Below are 22,053 nucleotides of genomic sequence, written 5' to 3' on the forward strand. Positions count from 1 at the left end.
AAATGACGTTTTCCGAATCTCATGAGTCTGCGCATCTACAACACGCTGTCGCGTGAATTGGAGGAATTCTCCCCATTGCAACCGGGACAGGTGCGCATGTACGTCTGCGGCATGACGGTCTACGACTTCTGCCATATCGGTCACGCCCGCATGATGATGGCGTTCGACGTGGTGCAGCGCTGGCTGCGCGCCAGCGACTACGCCGTGACCTACGTGCGCAACATCACCGACATCGACGACAAGATCATCGCCCGCTCGGTGCAGCGCGGCATCACCATTCGCGAGCTGACCGACGAAGTGATCGCGGCCATGCACGAGGACATCGGCGCGCTCGGCATCGAGCCGCCCACCGTCGAGCCGCGCGCCACCGAATACGTGCCGCAGATGCTCGGCATCATCGAGAAGCTCGAGCAGAAGGGCCTGGCCTACCGCTCCGACAACGGCGACGTGAACTACGCGGTGCGCAAGTTCCCGGGCTACGGCAAGCTCTCCGGCAAGTCGCTCGACGAACTGCATGCGGGCGAACGCGTCGCCGTGCTCGATGGCAAGCAGGACCCGCTCGACTTCGTGCTCTGGAAGGCCGCAAAGCCGACCGAGCCCGCTGACGCGAAATGGGAAAGCGCCTATGGCACCGGCCGCCCGGGCTGGCACATCGAATGCTCGGCCATGAGCTGCGCCACCCTCGGCGAGACCTTCGACATCCACGGCGGCGGTGCCGACCTGCAGTTCCCGCACCACGAGAACGAGATCGCGCAGAGCGAGGGTGCCAACGGCAAGCCGCTGTCGCGCTTCTGGGTGCACAACGGCTTCGTGCGCGTGGACAACGAGAAGATGTCCAAGAGCCTGGGCAACTTCTTCACCATCCGCGAAGTGCTGCAGAAGTACGACGCCGAGACCCTGCGTTTCTTCCTGGTGCGCACGCATTACCGCAGCGCGCTCAATTACAGCGACGCGCATCTGGACGACGCGCGCAATTCGCTGAAGCGTCTGTACACCGCGCTCGACCTGGTCGTGCCGGCCGAGGTGGCCATCGACTGGGCCCAGCCCCATGCCGCGCGCTTCAAGGCCGCCATGGACGAGGACTTCGGCACGCCGGAGGCCATCGCCGTGCTGTTCGAGCTGGCCGGTGAGGTGAACCGTACCAAATCCCCCGAAACCGCCGGGCTGCTGAAGGCGCTGGCGGCTTCGCTGGGCATCCTGCAGGGCGATCCGCGGGCCTTCCTGCAGGCGGGCAGTACGCTCGACGAAGCCACCATCCAGGCGAAGATCGACGCCCGCGCCGCCGCCAAGGCCGCGAAGAACTTTGCCGAAGCCGACCGCATCCGCCAGGAACTCCTCGAGCAGGGCATCGTGCTCAAGGATTCGCCCACGGGCACGACCTGGGCGGCTGCGCAGTGAACGGAACCACGAACCCCATGCCCGCCCCAAGGAAGCCCAGCGTCAAGATATACACGCCGGACTATTGGGAGGAGGCGTGCAAGCACCTCTCGCGCAAGGACCGCGTGATGAAGCGGCTGATCCCGAAGTTCGGCGACGCCTGCCTGGAGTCGCGCGGCGATGCGTTCACCACGCTCGCGCGCAGCGTGGTCGGCCAGCAGATCTCGGTCAAGGCCGCGCAGTCGGTCTGGGACAAGTTCGCCGCGCTGCCGCGCAAGCTGACGCCGGCCAACGTGCTCAAGCTCAAGGTCGACGACATGCGCGGCGCGGGGCTCTCGGCACGCAAGATCGAGTACCTCGTCGACCTGGCGCTGCATTTCGACTCGGGCCTGGTGCACGTCGATGCATGGAAGGACATGGCCGACGAGCAGATCATCGAGGAACTCGTGGCCATCCGCGGCATCGGCCGCTGGACGGCCGAGATGTTCCTCATCTTCCACCTCATGCGCCCGAACGTGCTGCCCGTGGACGACCTGGGGCTGCTCAACGGCATCAGCGTCAACTACTTCTCGGGCGACCCGGTCAGCCGCAGCGATGCCCGCGATGTCGCCGTGGCCTGGGCGCCTTATTGCAGCGTGGCGACTTGGTATATTTGGCGATCGCTGGATCCCGCTCCAGTAACGTATTAGCAACACCCCCAGGCTGCGCGCACTTCGTGTCGCTTCGCCAACCCCCTCGAGGGGGCAACACCTGCGGCCCGGCAAAGCCGGTTCCGCGGTGTTCCTGGAATGGGATGCGACGGGCTCGCGGGCAGCAAATTGAAATAAACAGGAGAAGACGTTGGCGAAACGAACCTTCCTCGACTTCGAGCAGCCGATTGCCGAGCTCGAAACAAAGATCGAAGAATTGCGCTATGTGCAGACCGAATCCGCGGTCGACATTTCTGAAGAGATCGATCAGCTCGGCAAGAAGAGCCAGCAGCTCACCAAGGACATCTACAGCGACCTGACGCCCTGGCAGATCACCAAGATCGCACGGCATCCGGAGCGCCCGTACACGCTGGACTACGTCAACGAGATCTTCACCGACTTCGTCGAACTGCACGGCGACCGCCATTTCTCGGACGACCTGTCGATCGTGGGCGGCCTGGCCCGCTTCAACGGCGTGCCTTGCATGGTCATCGGCCACCAGAAGGGCCGCGACACCAAGGAGCGCACCGCGCGCAACTTCGGCATGAGCAAGCCCGAGGGCTACCGCAAGGCGCTGCGCCTCATGAAGACGGCCGAGAAGTTCAAGCTGCCGGTCTTCACCTTCGTGGACACCCCCGGCGCATACCCCGGCATCGACGCCGAGGAGCGCGGCCAGTCGGAAGCCATCGGCCGCAACATCTTCGAGATGGCGCAGCTCGAGGTGCCGATCATCGTCACCATCATCGGCGAGGGCGGCTCCGGCGGCGCGCTGGCGATCTCGGTCGGTGACCAGCTGCTGATGCTGCAGTACTCCATTTATTCCGTGATCAGCCCCGAGGGCTGCGCTTCCATCCTCTGGAAGACGGGCGAGAAGGCTCAGGAAGCCGCCGATGCGCTGGGCATTACCGCGCACCGCCTCAAGGCGCTGGGCCTGGTCGACAAGATCGTGAACGAGCCCGTGGGCGGCGCGCACCGCGACCATCGCCAGATGGCTGCCTTCCTCAAGCGCGCTCTCAACGACGCCTTCCGCCAGGTCAGCGACCTCAAGCCGAAGGAACTGCTGGAGCGCCGCTATGAGCGCCTGCAGAGCTACGGCCGCTTCAACGACACCAAGGCCGACAGCAGCGGCAGGTAACTCACAGGCGCCGTCATGAACTCCGCTTTCGAACGCGCCATTGCCGCGTTCGAGCCGGCGCATTGGCCGCTGGCGGTGGGGTTCAGCGGCGGCGCCGATTCGACCGCCTTGCTGGCCGCCTGCGCAGCGCGCTGGCCGGGGCAGGTGGTCGCCTTCCATGTGCATCACGGGCTGCAGGCTGCGGCCGACGGATTCGAGCAGCATTGCCGTTCGATGTGCGAGCGCCTGCGCGTGCCGCTGGTCGTCCATCGCGTCGATGCGCGGCATGCGGCGGGCGAAAGCCCTGAAGACGCCGCCCGCCGGGCCCGCTACGCGGCATTCGCCGAGATGGCGCGTGCGGACGAGGCCAGGGGAGCGATCAGGTCCGTCGTGCTGGGGCACCACGCCGACGACCAGGTCGAGACCCTGCTGCTGGCGCTGTCGCGCGGTGCGGGGCTGCCGGGGCTGGCGGCCATGCCGGCGCATGCGCAGCGCAACGGGCTCGACATCTACCGTCCGCTGCTCGCGGTGGCGGGCGCCGAGGTTCGCGAATGGCTGGCCGGCCGCGAGCTGCCGTGGATCGAGGACCCGACCAACGAGGACGCGCGCTACACGCGCAACAGGATCCGCTCCGTGCTGTTGCCCGCGCTGGAGCAGGCCTTTCCGCAGTTCCGCTCCACCTTCGCGCGCAGCGTGGGCCACGCCGCGCAGGCTCAGCAACTGCTGAACGAACTGGCGGCGCACGACCTGGAAAGCGTGGGCAGCCCGCCGCGCATCGCCACGCTGCAGGCACTGTCGCGCGCGCGCCAGGCCAACGTGCTGCGCCACTGGCTGATGCGCTCGCACGGCTGCGGGCCCAGCGCGGCGCAGTTGGAACAGCTGCTCGATCAGGTCCGTGCCTGCACCACGCGCGGCCATCGCATCCACCTCAAGGTGGGCGCCGGTTTCGTCGAACGCAGGGGCGACTTGCTGCATTGGTACAATGTTGCGCCCTCGCCGAAGACTTCGCTCTGACCGCTTGCAGGGCGCCGCCCATCAAGCGGCCCTTTCCTTTTCTCTGATTTCACCCATGGCATTGATCGTTCACAAATACGGCGGTACGTCGATGGGCTCGACCGAGCGCATCAAGAATGTCGCCAAGCGTGTCGCCAAGTGGGCGCGCGCAGGCCACCAGATGATCGTGGTTCCGAGTGCCATGAGCGGCGAGACCAACCGCCTGCTCGGCCTGGCCAAGGAACTGGCGCCCAGCAAACCCGGCGTGGCCCACAACCGCGAGCTCGACATGCTGGCCTCCACAGGCGAGCAGGCTTCGTCGGCACTGCTGGCCATCGCGCTGCAGGCCGAGGGCGTCGAGTCCGTGAGCTACGCGGGCTGGCAGGTTTCGGTGCGCACCGACAACTCCTACACCAAGGCCCGCATCGAGAGCATCGACAGCGAGCGCGTCATGTCCGACCTCAATGCCGGCAGGGTGGTGGTCATCACGGGCTTCCAGGGCGTGGACGACGACGGCAACATCACCACGCTGGGCCGCGGCGGCAGCGACACCTCGGCCGTGGCCATTGCAGCGGCGATGAAGGCCAACGAGTGCCTGATCTACACCGACGTGGACGGCGTCTACACGACCGACCCGCGCGTCGAGCCCGATGCGCGCCGCCTGACGACCGTGAGCTTCGAGGAAATGCTCGAAATGGCGAGCCTGGGCTCCAAGGTGCTGCAGATCCGCTCGGTGGAGTTCGCCGGCAAGTACAAGGTGCCGCTGCGTGTGCTTTCGAGCTTCACGCCGTGGGACATCGACATCAATGAAGAGGCCAAGTCCGGCACGCTGATCACTTTCGAGGAAGACGAAAACATGGAACAAGCCGTCGTATCCGGCATCGCATTCAACCGCGACGAAGCCAAGATCTCGGTGCTCGGCGTGCCCGACAAGCCGGGCATCGCGTATCACATCCTCGGTGCGGTGGCCGACGCCAACATCGAAGTCGACGTGATCATCCAGAACCTCAGCAAGGACGGAAAGACCGACTTCAGCTTCACCGTTCACCGCAACGAGTACGCGAAGACGATCGACCTGCTGCAGTCGAAGGTGATGCCCTCGCTGGGCGCGACCGAAGTGGTTGGCGACACCAAGATCTGCAAGGTCAGCATCGTGGGCATCGGCATGCGCAGCCACGTGGGCGTGGCGAGCAAGATGTTCCGCGTGCTGGCCGAAGAAGGTATCAACATCCAGATGATCTCGACGAGCGAAATCAAGACTTCGGTCGTGATCGACGAAAAATATATGGAATTGGCAGTGCGCGCACTGCACAAAGCCTTCGATCTGGATCAGCCGGGCACCTAAGTAGTGGCATAATCTCAGCTTCTTTCAGGAACTGTGACCGAGTGGCCGAAGGTGCTCCCCTGCTAAGGGAGTATGGGGTGTAGAGCCTCATCGAGGGTTCGAATCCCTCCGGTTCCGCCAAGATGCGACCCCTGTAGCTCTCCAGCTACAGGGGTTTTTTCTTTGCCGGCTCAATCCGGCGACGGAGCCATCAGGCGCCGTGCAGTTCGGGAAGTCCGGCGAGCACTGTCCGGCACCGCTCGCAGAGCATTCCTTGCTCGCCTTCTTCGTCCACCACGGTGGCGTCGTGCCGCCAGCACCTCCTGCAGCGCAGGAACGAGGACTGCCTGACCCTCACGTCGACCTTGCTGCCGACCCTCAGGACCTTCTTCTGGCTCAGCGTCTGCTGCATGGCGTAGTCGCGGCACAGCTTCTGCACCTGCTCGGTCGGCAGGTCCCGGCCGTTCATCTGCTCGATGCGGTGCTCGATGGGCATGCCGTGGCAATCCCAGCCCGGAATCCATTGCGAGTCGAAGCCGTCGAAGAAGCGGCTCTTGAAGACCATGTCCTTGAGCACCTTGTTCACCGCGTGCCCGATATGGATGTCGCCGTTCGCGTACGGCGGGCCGTCGTGCAGCACGAACGGCGGGCGCCCGATGGCCGCTTCACGCATCCGCGCATAGATGCGCTGCTGCGCCCAGCGCTCGACCAGTGCTGGCTCGCGCTTCGGCAGGTCGCTCTTCATCGGGAACGGTGTCTTCAGCAGGTTCAGGGTGTCTTTCAGGTTTGGCATGCGGTGTTTTCTTTTTTCGGGAGAGCGGTCGGTTGCGTTGTTGTCGGTCAGTCCCTGTTGCGCAAGGCCGAGCCGGCCGCCAGCAGCGCGACGAGGCTGGCCGCCGCCGCGAACACCACGTACCAGGCGGGAGCGAGCGGATTCCCCGTCCGCGCGATCAGCGCCGTTGCAATGAAGGGCGCGAAGCCCCCGAAGATCGTGACAGCGAAGTTGTAGGCAATGGAAAGACCCGTGGACCGCACCTGCGGCGGATAGAGCTCGGCCATGGCAGCGGGCGCGGGGCCGGTGAAGCCGGCGATCAGCACCGCGAAGACCAGCAGCACGATGGTCAGCGTCGACGGGTTGGGCACGGCCGTGAGAAGCCAAAGTGCCGGATAGGCCAGCACGAGGATCGCGGTGGCGAAGCCGATCAGCAGCGGCCTGCGCCCGATGCGATCCGACAGCGCGCCGAAGAAGGGCGCCAGCACCACCAGCACCATCAGCCCCGCGCCATTGGCCCACAGCGACACGCTCTGCGGCAGCTTCAGCGTGCGCACCGCATACGTCGGCATGTAGACCAGGAAGAAATACGTGCACACCGTCCACACGATGGTCACGCCGAAGCCGGCGATGATTTCCCTGCGATAGGACCCCAGCGCCTGCCTGAGGGGCGAAGCCTGCTGGCCGGCCGCCCTGGCCTGCCGGAAGCTCTCGGGCTCCTGCGTGCGGGTGCGGATGTACCAGCCCACCGGCCCGATGATCAACCCGAACAGGAAGGGTACTCGCCACCCCCACGCCTGGAGCTGCTCCGGCGTGAGCACATCGGTCAGCGTCGCGCCGAAGACCGAACCCAGCAGCAGCGCGCCGGCCTGGCTCGCCTGCTGCCAGCTCGCGAAGTAGCCTCGTCGGCCCTTGGGCGCGTGCTCGACCAGGAAGGCCGTCGCGCCGCCGACCTCGCCGCCGGCGGAGAAGCCCTGTATCAGCCGCGCCAGCACGATCCAGGCGGGCGCCCAGAGGCCCGCGTCGGCATACGTCGGCGCAAAGCCGATCATGGCCGTGCCCAGCGCCATCAGCATGATCGTGGTGGACAGCGCCGCCTTGCGCCCGCGCGAGTCGCCGATCGCGCCCAGGACCACCGCGCCGACCGGCCGCATCACGAAACCCACGCCGAAGGTCGCTACTGTCAGCAGCAGCGAGGAGGTCTCGTCGCCTGTGGGAAAGAAGAGGCGCGAGATCGTGAGCGCGAAGAAGCCGTAGACCGCGAAGTCGAACCACTCCAGCGTGTTGCCGATGACGGCGGCGAGGATTGTGCGGCGCGTCGCATCCTGTGTTCGTACGGCCTGCACGGGAACTTCGTGGGAAGAGGAAAGGGGAGCGAGGTTGCTCGTGGCGTCCGCCAGCGCGGCAGCGTCAAGGTTTTTCATGCTGTCTTGAGAGTTGGAGTCGTTGAACGGGTGGCGGACCTGGAAAGGGCCCATGCGCCGGCCGATTGCATGAAGCGGTCGGCCGCCTGCAGCTGGCTTGCGGCGATCCATTCGTCGGGCTGGTGCGCCTGCGCGATGGAGCCGGGGCCGCAGACCACCGTCGAGATGCCGACCTGCTGGAAGAAGCCGGCCTCGGTGCCGAAGGGCAGTTCCGCCTCGGGCCAGAGCGCGCCGAGTTCGCGTGCCACGGAGACGGCCGTGTCGTTGTCGCGCGCCGAGAGCGCCGGCACGCCGGCGACCTGGCTGGCTTCCACCGTCACGCCGGCAGGGAGGTCGGCCAGCGCATCGCGGACCGCGTCGCGCACGAGCCGGGCCGTGGCCTCGTCCTGCGGCCGGAACTCCCACAGCACCTCGCAGCAGCCCGGCACGATGTTGATCGCGGTGCCGCCGTTGATCTGGCCGATGTTGATGGTGGCCTCGCCGCCGCGCCCCGCAAGGTTGCGCCGAAGCCCGGCGAGCCGGGTGACGAGGTAGGCGGCGGGCTCGATCGCGCTGGCGCCCAGCGACGGGTCGCTCGAATGCGCGGGCAGCCCGGTGAAGAGCGCACGGTGCCCGAAGAAGCCGCGATGCCGCACGCCGACGCGCATCTCGGTCGGCTCGCCGACGATGGCCAGCGCGGGTTCTTCCACCTGCGCCTTCAGTCGCTCCACCAACTGCGGAACGCCCAGGCAGCCGATCTCCTCGTCATAGGAAAAGGCCAGGTGGATCGGCCGGCGCAGCGGCTGTCGCCGCCACGAGGGCACGGCCGACAGGCACGCGGCGATGAAGCCCTTCATGTCCGCCGCGCCGCGCCCGTGCAGGCGGCCGTTGCGCTCGACCAGCGTGAAGGGGCTGGCGCTCCAGTTCTGGCCGGTCACGGGCACCACGTCGCTGTGCCCCGAGAGCACCATGCCGCCGGCGGTGTCGGGGCCGATGCTGGCCAGCAGGTTGGCCTTGCGCCTGTCTTCGCTGTGCACGAGCTGCACCTTCACGCCGTATCCCGCGAGGTAGTCGGCGATCCAGTGGATCAGCTCGAGGTTGGAACGATGCGAGGTCGTGTCGAATGCCACCAGGGCGCGCAGGATGTCGATGGTGTTCATGCGACGCGCTCGGCAAGGGGCCGCTCGTTGGTGTTGCCGGTGCCTGTGGCGGTGCCGCCCGGCTTGCCGCTGCCGCCCAGCCGCTCCTGCACGAGCCGCATCGCGGCCGACTGGGTCGGCGTACCCTCGCGGTCGGCCAGCTCGAAGATGCGGCGCAGCGTGGCACCGATGCCTTCCACCTGCGAATCGACCTTCGCGCGGTTGAAGCCTTCGTGCTCCGACGCCACGCGGATCAGGCCGCCCGCGTTGATGACGAAATCCGGTGCGTAGAGGATCTCCCTCTCGCGCAACTGCCGGCCGTGCTCGTCGCGTGCGAGCTGGTTGTTCGCGCCGCCCGCGATCACGCGAAAGCGCATCTGCGGCAGTGTCTTGTCGTTGACGACGGCGCCCATCGCGCAGGGAGCGAACACCTCGGCGTGCACGGCGTAGATGGCGTCGGGCTCGACGATCTTCGCGCCGAACTCTGCTGCGGCCTTGCCCGCGAGTACCGGATCGATGTCGCACACCACCAGGTGCGCTCCTGCCTCGGCGAGCAGCCGGCACAGGCTCCAGCCGACGTTGCCCAGGCCCTGCACGGCCACCGTCAGCCCGCGCAGGTCGCGGCCCAGCCGGTGCGCGACGCCGGCCACGATGCCGTGGTAGACCCCCAGCGCCGTGGTCGGCGACGGGTCGCCCGTGCCGCCCAGTGCCTCCGGCAGGCCGACCACATGCCGAGTGCTCTGTCGCACCCAGGCGAAGTCGTCGACCGTGGTGCCGACATCTTCGGCCGTGATGTAGCGCCCGCCCAGGCGGTTGACCGCCACGCCCATCGCCCGCAGCAGGTCGGGCGTCTTGCTCTTGCGCGGATCGCCGAGGATCACCGACTTGCCGCCGCCCAGGCCCAGCCCCGCGGCGGCGGCCTTGAAGGTCATGCCGCGCGAGAGCCGGAGCACATCGCGCAGGGCGGAAGCCTCGTCGGCGTACGGATACATCCGGCAGCCGCCCAGCGCGGGCCCGAGCGTGGTGCTGTGGACGGCGATGATGGCCCGGAGCCCGACCCGGTCATCGGATATGAAGACGACCTGTTCGTGGTCCGCGAAAGACTCGGTGGAGAAGACTGTCATCTGGTTCTTTTTTCGAGTTCGGGTGAACGAGTGCGGAGCTGCTTCGAACTGTGGAAGGCCGCCTTGTCAATGCCTGCAAGAGGAAGCTAGGTACAGCAGCAGGCGGCGCAGGTATAGAAGCAGCTCCACCGGATGGACATCGGGCTGCGAGCCGCATAGCGGCAGGACTTCAGTGCTTGCCTGGCGGAATGATTGCGTCATGTGTTGGCCTCGCTTTGAGGTCAAGCATGACAGGGAGAGTCGCCGTGATATTGGCGAAAATTTCTGGCGGAGAAAATTCAGGCGCCAGAGGAGAGAAGGGCGTCCGGAATTCCGCCGAAGGCCATCTCCTTGAGAAGTCTGTGCAGCTCGTTAAGCGCGAGCTCCTTCTGTGAATCGCTCAGAGGTCCGATTGAAAGTTTGAAGATCGATATCGCGCCATCCAGCGGTGATGTCCCCTCCGAAGAGGGAACGGAAGGCATCCAGGTCTCGTCCTCGGGAATCAGGCAGGTCCAGATAAGCCCATGCCGCTCGACCGCCGGAAACGCCGTGATCCTGAAGCAATCCGCCGTCTTGGGCGCGAGCTTCTCCGGCACCAGCCGGCATTGCCCATCGGAGCCGAAGCGCAGGCCGTGGTAGGCGCAGACCAGCTCTTCTCCCTCGATGCGCCCGCTGCTCAGCGGCAGCCCGCGGTGCGGGCACATGTCGCGGCCGATGCGCATGCCGTCGGGCATGCGGTAGACGGCGAGCCGCAGGTTCAGCAGCACGACCTGCCTCGGCGTCGCAAGCGGATCGTCGGCGCGCACGAGCGGAAACCACTGCCGCGCGAGCACGGGCCAGTCCTGCTGCGCGTAGCTGCAGCCGGAAGGCAGGAAGCCCTCGGGCAAGGGACGTGGAAGAGCCGCTTCGACCGTCATGTCTTGCCTTCCTCGGTGTGCTGGATCGGTCTACTTGACCAGTCCGATCCGGATCCTCCGGTTGTGCTGCCCCTTGTTCTCGATCTTCATGATGCGCAGCGGAGCCGATTGCGAAGTCTTCGAGAGATGGGTGCCGCCGCAGGCCTGCCGGTCGAGGCCCACGATCTCGATGATGCGGGTGGTGCCGTCGTCCTGGGCCGGCGGCGCGACCGAGCGGCTGCGCAGCACGCCGGGCTCGCGCGCGAGCGCGGCCGAATCGAGATACACCGCGTTCACCTGCAGCCCGTCGGAGATCAGGCTGTTGAGTTCGGGCTCGAGCTTGCGCAGCTCGTTGTTGTCGACCGTGGGCAGGTCGAAGTCGATGCGGGCCGTGCCGTCGGCCGCCATCTGCACGCCGGTGACCAGGGAGCCTTCGAAGCGCTGGTAGACCAGGGCGTTCAGGATGTGCAGGCCGGTGTGCAGCTGGCACATCATCGAGCGGAAATCCTGGTCGACGCTGGCGATGACCTTGTCGCCCGGCACCTTGCCGATGTCCGCCTCGTCGAAGTAGTGCCAGGCATTCCTGCCTTCCATCTCGATGCGGTCGATCCTGAGCTGGCTGCCGTTCCAATGCAGCGTGCCGCGATCCGCCAGCTGCCCGCCGCCGCCCGGATAGAAGTAGGACTTGTCGAGAAGCACGGCATTCGGCCGGCGCGCGATGACGTCGGCCTCGAATTCGAAGCGCTCGGGTTCGATGTGGCAGAGATACGGAGACATGTATTCCTCGGGTTGTGCGGGATGCTTGATTTCTTGCGGGTTGCTTCTTGCTCAGGAGAAGCGCCTGGCCGTCACGATGCCGGCCAGGATGACCACGGCCCCGACGAATTCGGTGGCGCTGAGGTACTCGTGGAACAGGTACGCGCCGAACACGGTCGCGATGACGGGCTGTATCAGCAGGGTGATCGACGACATGGCCGCCGGCAGCTTGGCCAGCGCATAGGCGATGAGGCCCTGGCCGCCCACGTGCGACACCACCGCCAGCGCCACCAGCATCAGCACGCCATGCATCGTGTGCGGCACCAGCGACTCGCCGCGCAGCAGCGTGATGGGCAGAAGGATGATGAACGTGCCCACGCTGCTCCAGGCCATGACGGTCATGGTGCGGTAGTTGGAGCGCACGAGGCTCACCGCCAGCAGGTAGGAGCCGTAGAACACGGCGGTCAGCAGGCCGAGCAGGTTGCCGGCCATGTAGTTCGAGCCGAAGTCGAGCCGGTGGCCTATGAGGATGAACGCGCCGGTCAGCGCGAACAGCATGCCGAACAGGAAGCCCCGCTTGAACCTCTTTCCGAGAAAGATGTTGGAGCCGAGCACCACGAAGATGGGAGCGAGATTCGCGAGCAGGTTGGAGTTGGCCAGCGTGGTCAGCGTCATCGACCAGTGATACAGCGCGAGGTTGCCCGAGAAGATGAAGCCAACGAGGATGAGCTTGAAGGGAATGCGCGGCGTGGGTTGCTGGCCGGCTTGCTGTGCCCCCGCGGGTACCGGCTCGGACCTCGCCGCGAGCATGTCGAGCAGGAAGAAGATCGGGATTGCCAGCGCAACCCGGTAGACGGCGCTCGCGGTCGGCGGTAGCTCGCTGTGGCGCAGGAAAACGCCGCCCAGCGCCAACGCCGCCGCGCCCAGTAGTAGCGCGACGAATGAGAAGAAGCTGCTCTTCGAAGCAGCCGGCAGGGCAATGGTTGTCGTCATGTTCGGTATGACACGACCGAGTCTCCATCGGTCGTATCGGGCGATTTGTTGTGAATGAATCTTCAGGAAGAGGACGTGGTGCAGAAGATCTGCCCGGCTAGGCCGGCGGCTCCTCGAACCCCTCGATCACCATGAGCTGCATGTCGATCGCGGCGTCCTTTCGCAACCCTCTTGCGTGGGTGTATTCGGGCGACTCGTAGAACTTCCTCGCCGCGTCCGCGGTCTTGAACTCCACGAGAACCACTCGCCTGTCGTCGTGAGCGCCTTCCAGGTGCATGCGCTCGCCTCCCCGCGTCAGGAACCTGCCGCCGAACTTCTCGACGATGCCGGGCGTGAGTTGCTTGTATTGGTTGTACTGGTCCGGATTCACGATGGACATCCGGCCGATCAGATAGGCGACCATCTGGCGTTCCCGTGGAGGCTCGGCCGCTCGCGCCGTCAGACGTAGGCGACCTTCTTCTGCGTCGCGACGCCGGATTGCAGCAGCGCCGCGTCCAGCACGTCCCACAGGCCGGTCAGCGAGTCGAGGAAGTCGTCCGCGCCTTCGATGACGAGGTGGGCGTATTCCGTCTTCAGCGCCAGCTCGACCGCGGTGCGCGCGTTCTGCTCGTGATGCTGTTCGGCGCCGACTTCGCCCCAGTGTTCCAGCAGGTAGTGCATCTCGGGCTTCTCCAGGTCGGCGTTGTAGATGCCGCTGTCGACCAGGCAGTACTTCTCGCCCGGAATCAGCTGCTGGTTGGAGATCATCTCGAGCGCCAGCGTGGTGCCCAGGTTGCGGTAGGTGTTCTCGATGTCCGTCAGCTTGCGGTGATCGAAAACGCCGATGGCCTTGCGCACCTGCGTGGTCAGGCCGGTCTCCATGTCGTAGCCGGGCAGGGAGCCGAGCAACTGGTCGGAGAAGGCCTTGAGCTTCGCCTCGACCTTCTCCTGGTTGTAGAGGTCGGAGAACACCGGCGCCTCGGCCGACTGGTTGACGATGAAGCCGGCCATCGTCGCGAGTTCGGGGCCGTGGCCCGATTCGCTCTCGACGATCTCCTCGAGCAGCTCGCTCTGCTTGTGCAGGCCGTGCTTCTTCAGCGCGTCGGGAAAGCTCCAGCCCGGACGCGTCGAGGCGCAGAAGCTCTGGATCTGGTGGAACAGGGCACCGACGACGGGCGGTTCCGGTTCCACCCTTGCCCAATTCTTGAAAATCGGGTGTGAATAGCACCGGTGACTTTTGACTCTATCAACCAGATCGGAAATGGTTACGCTCATTTCTTGCTCCTAATCACAGTGGGTTGAAAAAATGCCAAGGGGAGAATTCGATTAACGGTGGTGTGCTTACTTGCTTGCCATCAACATGCGCCCTCCAGGGTGGTCGAGTACCTCGATCCGCACGTTCGAGAATCCCGCGCGGAAAAGCTTTTCGGTCCATTCCTCCTCGCTCAGGAGCCTTCTGGACATGAAATGGTTGTGCAGGTGGTTGAATGCCGCGGCGAACGGCTTTTCCCAATTCGACTGGGCCACCGGAATTGCGTCGACGATGATCAGCGTGCCCTTGATCGCGTGGGTGCAGCAGGCGCGCAGCAATGCGTCGAGCGTTTCCTCTTCCGCCGGAAGAAGGTCGTGCATCACGAAGCCCGCGTGGATGATGTCGGCGTCCTTGATCAGCGACGCGTCTTCCACCAGCACCTGGATGGGGGCCGTCACGAACTTGAGCCGATCGCTCATGCCGGCCTCGGAGGCCGCGTTCACGGCCTGCTCGGTGGCCGATGCGCTCAGGTCGATGCCCACGCCGGTGGAGCCCGGGATCTTGCGCAGCATGCGGATCAGGAAGCCGCCGGAGCCCGATCCAAGATCCACGATTTTCCTTGGTGCCATCGCGACGATGGCGTTCTCGGGCTGCGGATAGAAGGACTTCTCGCCCATCCACTTCGAGGTGCGCGCCACCAGCCCGCCGCTGCGCGGGTACTTGGCCTGCGCCTCCGCGTTGTGCTCCGAGAACTCCTTCGCGTTGTTGATCAGGGGCGCGCAGGCGCGCAGTGCCCACGAGAGGTAGCCGACCTCGTTGATCAGCTCCTCGAAGTTGCTGCCGACCTTGTAGGTGGCAGGAGCCGTGGGGCTCAGCACTTCGATGATTCCCGCCTTGCTCAGGGAGTCGAGATAGGCGGAGATCACCGACTCCTTTATTCCGCAGGATCGCGACGCCGCCGCGGCGTCCACGACCTCCGAATTCTGGAGAAATTCGATGACTCCGTACTCCGCACCGATTTCGAGCAGGATTGCGGAGCCTGCGAGGGAAGAGCCAGTAATACCGCGATCAACGTTTTGCATGGGGCACCTGTTTGTTAAACGCCATTGAAAACCAACTGATTACTTCGCCATAGCCGAGGCCATTTGGTTGCACGATAGACAGCGTGCAGAAGGCCGTATTGGTAAAAATTGCGGCGCCGGGTGATTGCGGCAAAAAGAGATTCGACCGAATTCAGAAGAAGGTTTCTATTGCGGCGCGCACGCGGCAAAGCCGGCCCCGCGCGGTGCATTCCGCGCGAGCCGGCGAGAAAAAAAGATGCGGAAAGAAGCGCCCGGAAAGAGCGCCGGCGCGTCAGTTGATCCGTGCGCGGACGTACTGGAGCGGCGTCATCCCGAAGGTGCGCTTGAAATGCCGGGTGAGGGCGCTCTGGTCGTAGAAGCCGCTCGCCACGGCGGCCTCGATGAGCGGCCTGCCCGCGGTGAGATGGCTGATCGCCGCCCTGAGCCGCAGCTGCGTGAGGTACATGTGCGGCGTCAGGCCGATCGCGCGGTTGAACGCACCGATCAGCTGGAAGGGCGTGAGGTCCGCGGCCTCGGCCATCGCTTCCAGCGTCAGCCGTTCGGCGAAGGCATCGCGCAGCAACTCCAGCACAGGCGCGAGCACGCTGGTGTCGGCGGGCACCGGCAGCACGCGGTGCCCCTGCTGCGCATGCCGCTGGAAGAGCGTGCCGAAGGTGTGCACGAAGAGCTCCTGCTGCCGCAGCGGATCGCACTGGCCGCCGTCCTCATCGAAGGCGCGATGCAGTTCGAGGAAGCAGCCGATCAGTTCCTTGTCGCAATAGACGTTCGAGTCGAAGTAGCGGGCCTGGTCCATGCCCAGCGTCGTCATCAGGTGCCGGATGCCCGGGTCGGCCAGGTAGAAGGAGCGGTAGCGCCATCGCGGGCTGCCGCCCATTCGCCCCGAGTGCGGCTCGGCCGGGTTGAAGACCAGCAGCGCCTGCTGGTGTGCCGCGCCGGTGCGGCCGCGGCTCTTGAACTCCGCGCCGCCGACTTCGGTGACGGCGATCACGAAGGAGTGGTGCACGTGAGGCGCGTACTCGTGCGTGGTGAAGTCCGCGTGCAGCATGTCCATGCCCGGCAGGCCGGGCGCATGCCAGTAGCGCGACGTGTTCAGAGGGTCCAGCTTGGCCAACGAAAACCTCCGTTTGCATCGGCGATTGCCACGCATCCATCCAGCGTCGTCCGACCGATCGATGGCACCTGAATGGTGAGCAAGGCCGCCTTGTTCCGGTGATTACAGCGCGATCTTGGTGGAAGCGGGAAGCCTCCGGCCTCGATGTCCCGGTCAAGCAAAGGCTGTGCCATTCGGCGGCTCACGAAAGGGCCCCGGGAAAGATCAGGTTCACGAACGGCGAGGAATGATTCACCATGCTCCGCGGCGCAGCCACCTTGCCGCCACTCATTGGAGACCTTCATGAACATGCCTCTCGAGAGCACCGAACTGGCGTTCCAGTTTTCGCTCGCCAATGGCGTCGAAACGGGCGTCGAAACGCACAAGGTATTCAACCAGGCCGAGCCATGCATCGGCCACAACGCATTCACCGGCGACGTGGCGCTACGGGAGCTCGTCGAGCGTCACGCACCGTGGAGCATTCCGCATGCGACGGCCCTCGGTGCACTCGCAGGCGACGAGCAGGTGCAGGACCTCGCGCGACTGGCCAACGAGCACAACCCGCAGTTGCGCACGCACGACCGCTTCGGCAACCGCCTCGACTGGGTCGAGTTCCATCCCGCATGGCACCAGCTCATGAGCCTGGCCTTCGCGCATGGCGTGCCCGGCCTTGCGTGGACCACCAGCGAAGGCTCGGGCCACTTCGCGCGGGCCGTGCTCAGCTACCTGTGGAACCAGGTCGAGAACGGCACCGGCTGCCCCACCGGCATGGCGTACGCCGCGTGCGCCGGCTTCGAAGGCAGGCCGGAGTTCGCGCAGTGGAGAGAGAAGACGCTCTCCGGCAAGTACGACCCGCGCCGCGTGCCCCTTTCACAGAAGACGGGCGCGGTGATCGGCTACGCCATGACCGAGAAGCAGGGCGGCTCCGACCTGCGCCAGACGCAGACCACCGCCACCTTCGTCGGAACCGAGAAGAACGGCGTGCAGGTCTACAGCGTCACCGGCCACAAGTGGTTCTTCTCGGTGCCCACCTCCGACGGCTTCTACACGCTCGCCCAGACGAAGTCGGGCGTGAGCTGCCTCTTCGTGCCGCGCTTCTTACCCGACGGCAGCGCCAACCGCGTCGCGGTGCAGCGCCTGAAGGACAAGTGCGGCAACCGCTCCAACGCATCGAGCGAGGTCGAGTTCAACAGGACCTGGGCGATGCTGGTCGGCGAAGAGGGCCGCGGCATCCGCGAGATTCTCTCGCACGCGCACCTGACGCGGCTGGACTTCGCGGTCGGCTCGGCCGGCCTGATGCGGCAGGCGCTGACGCTGGCGATCGGCCACGCATCGACGCGCGACGGCTTCGGCCGCCGCATGGCCGACCTGCCCATGCAGACCAATGTGCTGGCGGACCTCGCACTCGAAAGCGAAGCCGCGATGCTCTCGGCGATGCGCGTGGCGCGCGCCACCGACGGCATGGCGACGAATGAGCGCGAGCGGCTTCTGGCGCGCGTGGCGACGCCGGTGGTGAAGTACTGGAACTGCCAGCGCGCAACGTACTTCGTCTATGAGGCGCTGCAGGTCCATGGCGGCAACGGCTTCATCATGGAGAACCCCATCGCGCGCCTCTATCGCGAAGCGCCGCTCAACTCGATCTGGGAAGGCACGACGAACATGATGTGCATGGACGTGGTGCGCGCGCTCGGGCGCGAGAAGGGCTCGCTCGAAGTCTTCCTCGACGAGGTCTCGGTGCCGCAGTCGGTGGGCAACGTGGCGCATGCGAAGTTCATCGCGAGCCTGCGCGACGACCTCGGCACCGGCGCGATCGACGAAGGCAACGCCCGCGCGCTCGTGACACGCATGGCGCTCGCGCTGCAGGCGAGCGAGATGTGCAAGCACAGCGATGGCGCGATCGCGCAGCGCTTCATCGAATCGCGCCTTGGTGGTCGGCACGCTGGAGTGATGGGCACTCTGGCCGCCGGAGCGGATCTGCGCGGGATCGTCTCGCGCGCGGAAGTCGCTGCCGTCCGTCAGGCCGCCTGAGCCTGCCGCCGCAGCGGCAGCCACAGCACGAAGCGCGTTCCCGTCGAGAGCGCTTCCCAGCTCACGGTGCCGTGGATCGAGCGAGCGCGCCGGCGCTGGTTCTGCAGGCCCCGGCCCGATGACGAGGCCATGGCCTTGTCTACGTCGAAGCCCTGTCCGTTGTCCTCGATGGTCACGCGCACGCCCGCGCCGTCGAGCGAGGTTCCGACGCGAATCTCGGTCGCGCGCGTGTGGCGAAGGATGTTCGAGATGCTCTCCTGCACGATGCGCAGGATGTGCAGCGCGCTCGACGGGTCCAGCCACTCCAGCGCGGGCAACTCCTGCACTTCCCAGCGCAGCGAGACCCCGGTGCCTTCGAGGCGCGGTTCGAGCCGGTAGCGCAGGGTGGCCAGCAGCAGGAGCAGGTCGGCCTCGATGGGCTCCAGCGAATCGAGCGTGAGCTTCAGGTCGTCCAGGCAGCTCTTGAGGATCTGCGAGACCCTGTCGTCGCTCATGCCGCCGCCCTCGACCGAGCGGATGGCGCTGATCAGAGAGGAGCCCAGCCCGTCGTGCATGTCCTGCATCAGCCGCTGGCGCTCGTCGCTGATGGTCTGCAGGCGCTCGACTTCGCGCAGGCGGCGGTGGCTGAGTTCGAGCTCGGCCTCGCGCGCCTGCAGGCGGTGCGCGAGGCTCGCGTTGAGCTCTTCGACTTCGCCGATGGCGTGCACGTAGCGGCGGTACATCAGCACGCCGAACACGCTGAAGGTGACGGCGTTGGTGTACGCGCCGAGATACCAGCCTTCGGGGCTGATGAAGTTGTTCTGCAGCAGCCAGTCGGTCACACCGAGCAGCACGCAGATGCCGATGCCGACCGCCACCAGCCGGCCCTCGTTGGAGCGGCGCCATGCGCTGACGCCACCCACGAGGCACACGGCGGTGCCCATCATCGCGGCCACCGCGTAGATCAGCGGCGTGACCTGCGGCGTGTTCTGCACGATGGCGAGGCCGGGGATCGTGACGATGCCGATGGCCGCCGTCGTCGCGACCACGCCGCGGGTGAGCCACACGAGCTGCCGCCCATGCAGCTGGCGCAGGAAGAAGTGCACGACCATCACCAGCCAGAAGAGCGAGTTGACGGTCAGCCACGCGAACCAGTCGTTGAGCACCGGCAGGCTCACGTAGAAGTGCAGCCCCCGCATGAAGGAAGTGGCCGAGAGATTGAAGAAGAGCAGGTAGCCGGTCTCGTCGCGGCGCCTGAACCAGACGAAGAGGGCGAACACGCCCACCGCCATGAAGGCCGCGCCCAGCATCGCGGGCAGTTCCTGCTGCAGCCACTGGCGCATGCCGTGGCGGCCCCTGAGCGCGTCGACCGGGCCGATCCACAGCGAGGACAGCGCCACCTGGGCGCTGCGCGTGTGCTCCAGGCGCAGGAGGATCTCGGCGGGCGGGGCGTTGCCGGCGGCGCCGTGGTCGTCGAGCGGCACCCACAGCGGCGTGCGGGTGCTGTTCCACAGCGGGCCCGACTGCTGCGCGCGGTGGACCAGGTGGCCGTCGGCATAGACGGCGATGGTGCCGTCGGTCTTGATGCGCGCGCCGTACAGCGCCAGCGGGCCGGAACTGGCCGGCAGGCCGCGGGTGCCGAGCCTGATCCAGGTGGTGCGGGTGGTGCTGGTGGAAGTGTTTTCGGCCTGGCTCAAAAGCGCGATGGGCAGGGCCAGCGGCAGCTCGACCTTCTTCCAGTCGTGCGGCAGGGCGCTGCCGTCCTGCCTGAGGGGCGGCGCGGTGTAGCCCGACGCGTCCTCGACCTGCCAGTCGGCGTGCGTCATGTGCAGCAGCGCGTCGGTCTGCCGCACGCCGGTTGCCCCGACCAGGTAGGCGCCGATGATGCCCAGCAGTGCGATCGAGAGAACGAGCACCACATTGGCGAAGAAGGGTGCGGGGCGGTAGTTCAAGGGATGCTGGAAAGTGCCGCGGCCGAAGCCGGCGTGGAGGTTTATGTAACCTATTTTCTCACTTTGTTACCGATCGGGCGAGGCCGAACCCCCTGATGGGCCTCAGCGCGGTGTGGGCTGCGACAGGATCCACTGCGACAGCAGCTGCGCATCGGCCTGCGAGACCTGGGGCTGCCTGGGCATGATCACGCGGCCCCAGGTGCCCACGCTGCCGTCGCGGATCTTTCCGGCCAGCCGGGCGGCCGCCTCGGCGTCGCCTCGATAGCGCTCGGCGATCTGCGCGAAACCCGGGCCGACCTGCTTGTGCACCAGCCCGTGGCAGGCCATGCAGGCGTTCCTGCGGGCCAGGTCGGCGGGCGTCTGCGCCGCGGCACAAAGGGAGTGAATGGCCATCACGCAGCCGGTGAGGAAAGGGAGAAGGAGCTTGCCGGGAGTCTGGATCGTCATTTGCGGGAGGTGCCTGTGCCAAGCATCGTCGCATGCCGTTTCCATGGGGCCGGCCGTCGTGCATTCACGACAAGACGATTCAAGAGTAACTATATGTATGGTTAAATCCGCGCAACTATCGCTAAGAAGACGAGGGATTGCATGAAGCTGTTGCTGAGCATTGCGTTTGCCGCCGTGGCCCTGGCCGGTTGCGCCAGCGCTCCGACCACCCCCACCGAACCCGGAACGGGCAGGGGCACCTCCTATGTGCCGATGGTGGCCATGGAAGGCGTGGACAAGGTGCGCTACGACAACGACGTGGCCGAGTGCCGCACCGCCGCCAACCGCATCACCGCACGCAGCGAAACCGGCGACGCCATGTGGGGCGCGCTGGGCCTGGGCCTGATCACCGTGCACGGGCAGGGCATCGTCGCCGCGGCTTCGTACACCGGCATTACCGCAGCCATCATCGACTGGAACGGCCGTCCCAGCTCGGAGCTGATCGCCGAGCACCAGCAGATCGCCATCGTGCATTGCATGGCCAAGCGCGGTTACCGCAACCTTGACCCGAACGTGCGCGACACCTTCTACGGCAACACCTTCGACCCGGGCGTGATCGTCAAGCCGCGCCGCACCGGCGTCGACACCTACAACGTCGAAACGCTGGCCAAGGCCGGCCGCTGCAACCTGCAGCCGCGCGCCGAGCTCACGGCCAAGGGCCCCGGCTACGAGACCTACAACGTGCCTTGCGACAACGGCGGAACCTGGGCGGTGCGCTGCGAGTTCGGCAAGTGTCGCGTGCTGGCGCAGGCGGCAATGCGCCGGTCCTGAAATCCTGCGGCTTGATGAAGAGACGGGCCCGCGATGCGGGCCCGTTTTTCTTCCTACTTGACGATCATTCCCTTAAGGGCAGGATCCGGCGGCGGCGGCTTGAGCTTCATCTGCCGCATCGTCTTCACCAGCAGCTGCGCGATCATCACGTTGCGGTGACGCTTGCTGTTGGCGGGCACCACGTGCCACGGCGCGTGATCGGTCGAGGTGGCGACCAGCGCGTTCTGGTAGGCCTGCTGGTAGGCGCTCCACTTGGTGCGCACCTCCAGGTCGTCCATGCTGAACTTCCATTGCTTGCCGGGCGTGTCGATGCGCGCCTGCAGGCGCTCGCGCTGCTCGTCCTTGTCGATGTGCAGCATGCACTTGACCACCACCGTGCCGGTTTCGGTGAGCAGGCGTTCGAAGTCGTTGATCTGCGCGTAGCGGCGCTTCGCCTCGGCCTTGTCGATCCATCCCTCTACCACGGGCACCAGCACGTCCTCGTAGTGGCTGCGGTTCCACACCATGATTTCGCCGGTGCGCGGCACCACCGCGTGGCAGCGCCAGAGGTAGTCGCGCGCGCGTTCGTCCACGGTGGGGGCCTTGAAGGCCGTCACGCGCACGCCCAGCGGCGAGGTGCGCGAGAACACCCAGCGCACGGTGCCGTCCTTGCCGCTGGTGTCCATGCCCTGCAGCACCAGCAGCAGCTTGCGCTTGCCCTCGGCGTTCAGCAGGTCCTGCAGTTCGTCGAGTTCCACGGCGAGGGCATCGAGCTCGGTGCGCTGCGCGTTCTCGTCGCCCTCGCAGAAGGGCGTGTCGTCGGGGTCGATGTGGGAGAGCTTGAACTTGCCGCCTACGCGGTATTTCTTGAAGCTGGCCATGTAGCGGGACTCCGT

The 22,053-nt window shown here is 66.0% G+C and carries 22 protein-coding genes and 1 tRNA gene; 8 read left to right on the top strand and 15 right to left on the bottom strand.

The window, feature by feature from the left end; genetic code table 11:
- Positions 1-21: 21 nt before the first annotated feature.
- The 6 genes from cysS to ACAM57_RS13240 all read left to right on the top strand — a co-directional run bounded on the left by cysS (position 22) and on the right by ACAM57_RS13240 (position 5,638).
- Positions 22-1,398: a cysteine--tRNA ligase gene (cysS, locus tag ACAM57_RS13215; RefSeq protein WP_369661960.1), complete on the top strand. Its 1,377-nt coding sequence runs from the start codon at positions 22-24 to the stop codon at positions 1,396-1,398.
- Between the two features lie 17 nt (positions 1,399-1,415).
- Complete coding sequence (locus tag ACAM57_RS13220) at positions 1,416-2,066, top strand: DNA-3-methyladenine glycosylase (protein WP_369661961.1); 651 nt, start codon at positions 1,416-1,418, stop codon at positions 2,064-2,066.
- A 151-nt stretch (positions 2,067-2,217) separates the two neighbouring features.
- Positions 2,218-3,201: an acetyl-CoA carboxylase carboxyltransferase subunit alpha gene (locus ACAM57_RS13225; RefSeq protein ID WP_126023862.1), complete on the top strand. Its 984-nt coding sequence runs from the start codon at positions 2,218-2,220 to the stop codon at positions 3,199-3,201.
- 15 nt (positions 3,202-3,216) lie between these two features.
- Positions 3,217-4,194, top strand: coding sequence for a tRNA lysidine(34) synthetase TilS (tilS, locus tag ACAM57_RS13230; protein ID WP_369661962.1), 978 nt, complete (start codon positions 3,217-3,219; stop codon positions 4,192-4,194).
- Between the two features lie 55 nt (positions 4,195-4,249).
- Positions 4,250-5,518 (top strand): aspartate kinase, encoded by a 1,269-nt coding sequence (locus tag ACAM57_RS13235; RefSeq protein ID WP_126023864.1) that lies wholly within the window; start codon positions 4,250-4,252, stop codon positions 5,516-5,518.
- A gap of 27 nt (positions 5,519-5,545) precedes the next feature.
- A tRNA-Ser gene (locus tag ACAM57_RS13240) sits at positions 5,546-5,638 on the top strand.
- A 70-nt stretch (positions 5,639-5,708) separates the two neighbouring features.
- Here the strand turns inward: ACAM57_RS13240 and ACAM57_RS13245 are convergent.
- The 12 genes from ACAM57_RS13245 to ACAM57_RS13300 all read right to left on the bottom strand — a co-directional run bounded on the left by ACAM57_RS13245 (position 5,709) and on the right by ACAM57_RS13300 (position 15,983).
- On the bottom strand, positions 5,709-6,290 hold the full coding sequence (locus tag ACAM57_RS13245) for a class I tRNA ligase family protein (RefSeq protein ID WP_369661963.1): 582 nt from the start codon (positions 6,288-6,290) through the stop codon (positions 5,709-5,711).
- Between the two features lie 47 nt (positions 6,291-6,337).
- Complete coding sequence (locus ACAM57_RS13250) at positions 6,338-7,693, bottom strand: MFS transporter (protein ID WP_369661964.1); 1,356 nt, start codon at positions 7,691-7,693, stop codon at positions 6,338-6,340.
- The gene (gene argE / locus ACAM57_RS13255; protein WP_369661965.1) at positions 7,690-8,832 is read right to left on the bottom strand and encodes an acetylornithine deacetylase; all 1,143 of its coding nucleotides are present in this window, start codon (positions 8,830-8,832) and stop codon (positions 7,690-7,692) included. The genes ACAM57_RS13250 and argE overlap by 4 nt, the downstream gene beginning before the upstream one ends.
- On the bottom strand, positions 8,829-9,935 hold the full coding sequence (locus ACAM57_RS13260; protein ID WP_369661966.1) for a Leu/Phe/Val dehydrogenase: 1,107 nt from the start codon (positions 9,933-9,935) through the stop codon (positions 8,829-8,831). The genes argE and ACAM57_RS13260 overlap by 4 nt, the downstream gene beginning before the upstream one ends.
- A 66-nt stretch (positions 9,936-10,001) precedes the next feature.
- Complete coding sequence (locus ACAM57_RS13265; RefSeq protein ID WP_369661967.1) at positions 10,002-10,136, bottom strand: hypothetical protein; 135 nt, start codon at positions 10,134-10,136, stop codon at positions 10,002-10,004.
- Positions 10,137-10,213: 77 nt separating this feature from the next.
- Positions 10,214-10,831 carry a Rieske 2Fe-2S domain-containing protein gene (locus tag ACAM57_RS13270; RefSeq protein WP_369661968.1) on the bottom strand — a complete coding sequence of 206 codons (618 nt, stop codon included), beginning with the start codon at positions 10,829-10,831 and terminating at the stop codon, positions 10,214-10,216.
- Between the two features lie 30 nt (positions 10,832-10,861).
- Positions 10,862-11,587: an alanyl-tRNA editing protein gene (locus tag ACAM57_RS13275; protein ID WP_369661969.1), complete on the bottom strand. Its 726-nt coding sequence runs from the start codon at positions 11,585-11,587 to the stop codon at positions 10,862-10,864.
- Positions 11,588-11,638: 51 nt separating this feature from the next.
- A complete protein-coding gene (locus tag ACAM57_RS13280; RefSeq protein ID WP_126023871.1) occupies positions 11,639-12,559 on the bottom strand; it encodes a DMT family transporter in 921 nt (306 codons plus the stop codon).
- Positions 12,560-12,656: 97 nt separating this feature from the next.
- Positions 12,657-12,962: a DUF1330 domain-containing protein gene (locus ACAM57_RS13285; RefSeq protein ID WP_369661970.1), complete on the bottom strand. Its 306-nt coding sequence runs from the start codon at positions 12,960-12,962 to the stop codon at positions 12,657-12,659.
- 35 nt (positions 12,963-12,997) lie between these two features.
- The gene (locus ACAM57_RS13290; RefSeq protein WP_369661971.1) at positions 12,998-13,813 is read right to left on the bottom strand and encodes a hypothetical protein; all 816 of its coding nucleotides are present in this window, start codon (positions 13,811-13,813) and stop codon (positions 12,998-13,000) included.
- 66 nt (positions 13,814-13,879) lie between these two features.
- Positions 13,880-14,872 (bottom strand): class I SAM-dependent methyltransferase, encoded by a 993-nt coding sequence (locus ACAM57_RS13295; RefSeq protein WP_369661972.1) that lies wholly within the window; start codon positions 14,870-14,872, stop codon positions 13,880-13,882.
- 271 nt (positions 14,873-15,143) lie between these two features.
- Positions 15,144-15,983 carry a helix-turn-helix domain-containing protein gene (locus ACAM57_RS13300; protein ID WP_369661973.1) on the bottom strand — a complete coding sequence of 280 codons (840 nt, stop codon included), beginning with the start codon at positions 15,981-15,983 and terminating at the stop codon, positions 15,144-15,146.
- Between the two features lie 282 nt (positions 15,984-16,265).
- On the opposite strand from ACAM57_RS13300, the gene ACAM57_RS13305 reads away from it, so the two are divergent.
- Entirely contained in the window at positions 16,266-17,990 is a 1,725-nt protein-coding gene (locus ACAM57_RS13305) for an acyl-CoA dehydrogenase family protein (RefSeq protein ID WP_369661974.1), read from the top strand.
- On the opposite strand, the gene ACAM57_RS13310 is transcribed toward ACAM57_RS13305, so the two are convergent.
- Positions 17,978-19,921: a sensor histidine kinase gene (locus ACAM57_RS13310; RefSeq protein WP_126023877.1), complete on the bottom strand. Its 1,944-nt coding sequence runs from the start codon at positions 19,919-19,921 to the stop codon at positions 17,978-17,980. The two genes, ACAM57_RS13305 and ACAM57_RS13310, sit on opposite strands and share 13 nt — an antisense overlap.
- 102 nt (positions 19,922-20,023) lie before the next feature.
- Complete coding sequence (locus tag ACAM57_RS13315; protein WP_240650750.1) at positions 20,024-20,314, bottom strand: c-type cytochrome; 291 nt, start codon at positions 20,312-20,314, stop codon at positions 20,024-20,026.
- Between the two features lie 195 nt (positions 20,315-20,509).
- On the opposite strand from ACAM57_RS13315, the gene ACAM57_RS13320 reads away from it, so the two are divergent.
- Positions 20,510-21,178, top strand: coding sequence for a hypothetical protein (locus ACAM57_RS13320; protein WP_126023879.1), 669 nt, complete (start codon positions 20,510-20,512; stop codon positions 21,176-21,178).
- Between the two features lie 53 nt (positions 21,179-21,231).
- Here the strand turns inward: ACAM57_RS13320 and ACAM57_RS13325 are convergent, their stop codons facing one another.
- Positions 21,232-22,038 (bottom strand): PPK2 family polyphosphate kinase, encoded by an 807-nt coding sequence (locus ACAM57_RS13325; protein ID WP_126023880.1) that lies wholly within the window; start codon positions 22,036-22,038, stop codon positions 21,232-21,234.
- Positions 22,039-22,053 lie beyond the last annotated feature (15 nt).

Source organism: Variovorax sp. V15, assembly GCF_041154425.1.
Lineage (GTDB): Bacteria > Pseudomonadota > Gammaproteobacteria > Burkholderiales > Burkholderiaceae_C > Variovorax > Variovorax guangxiensis.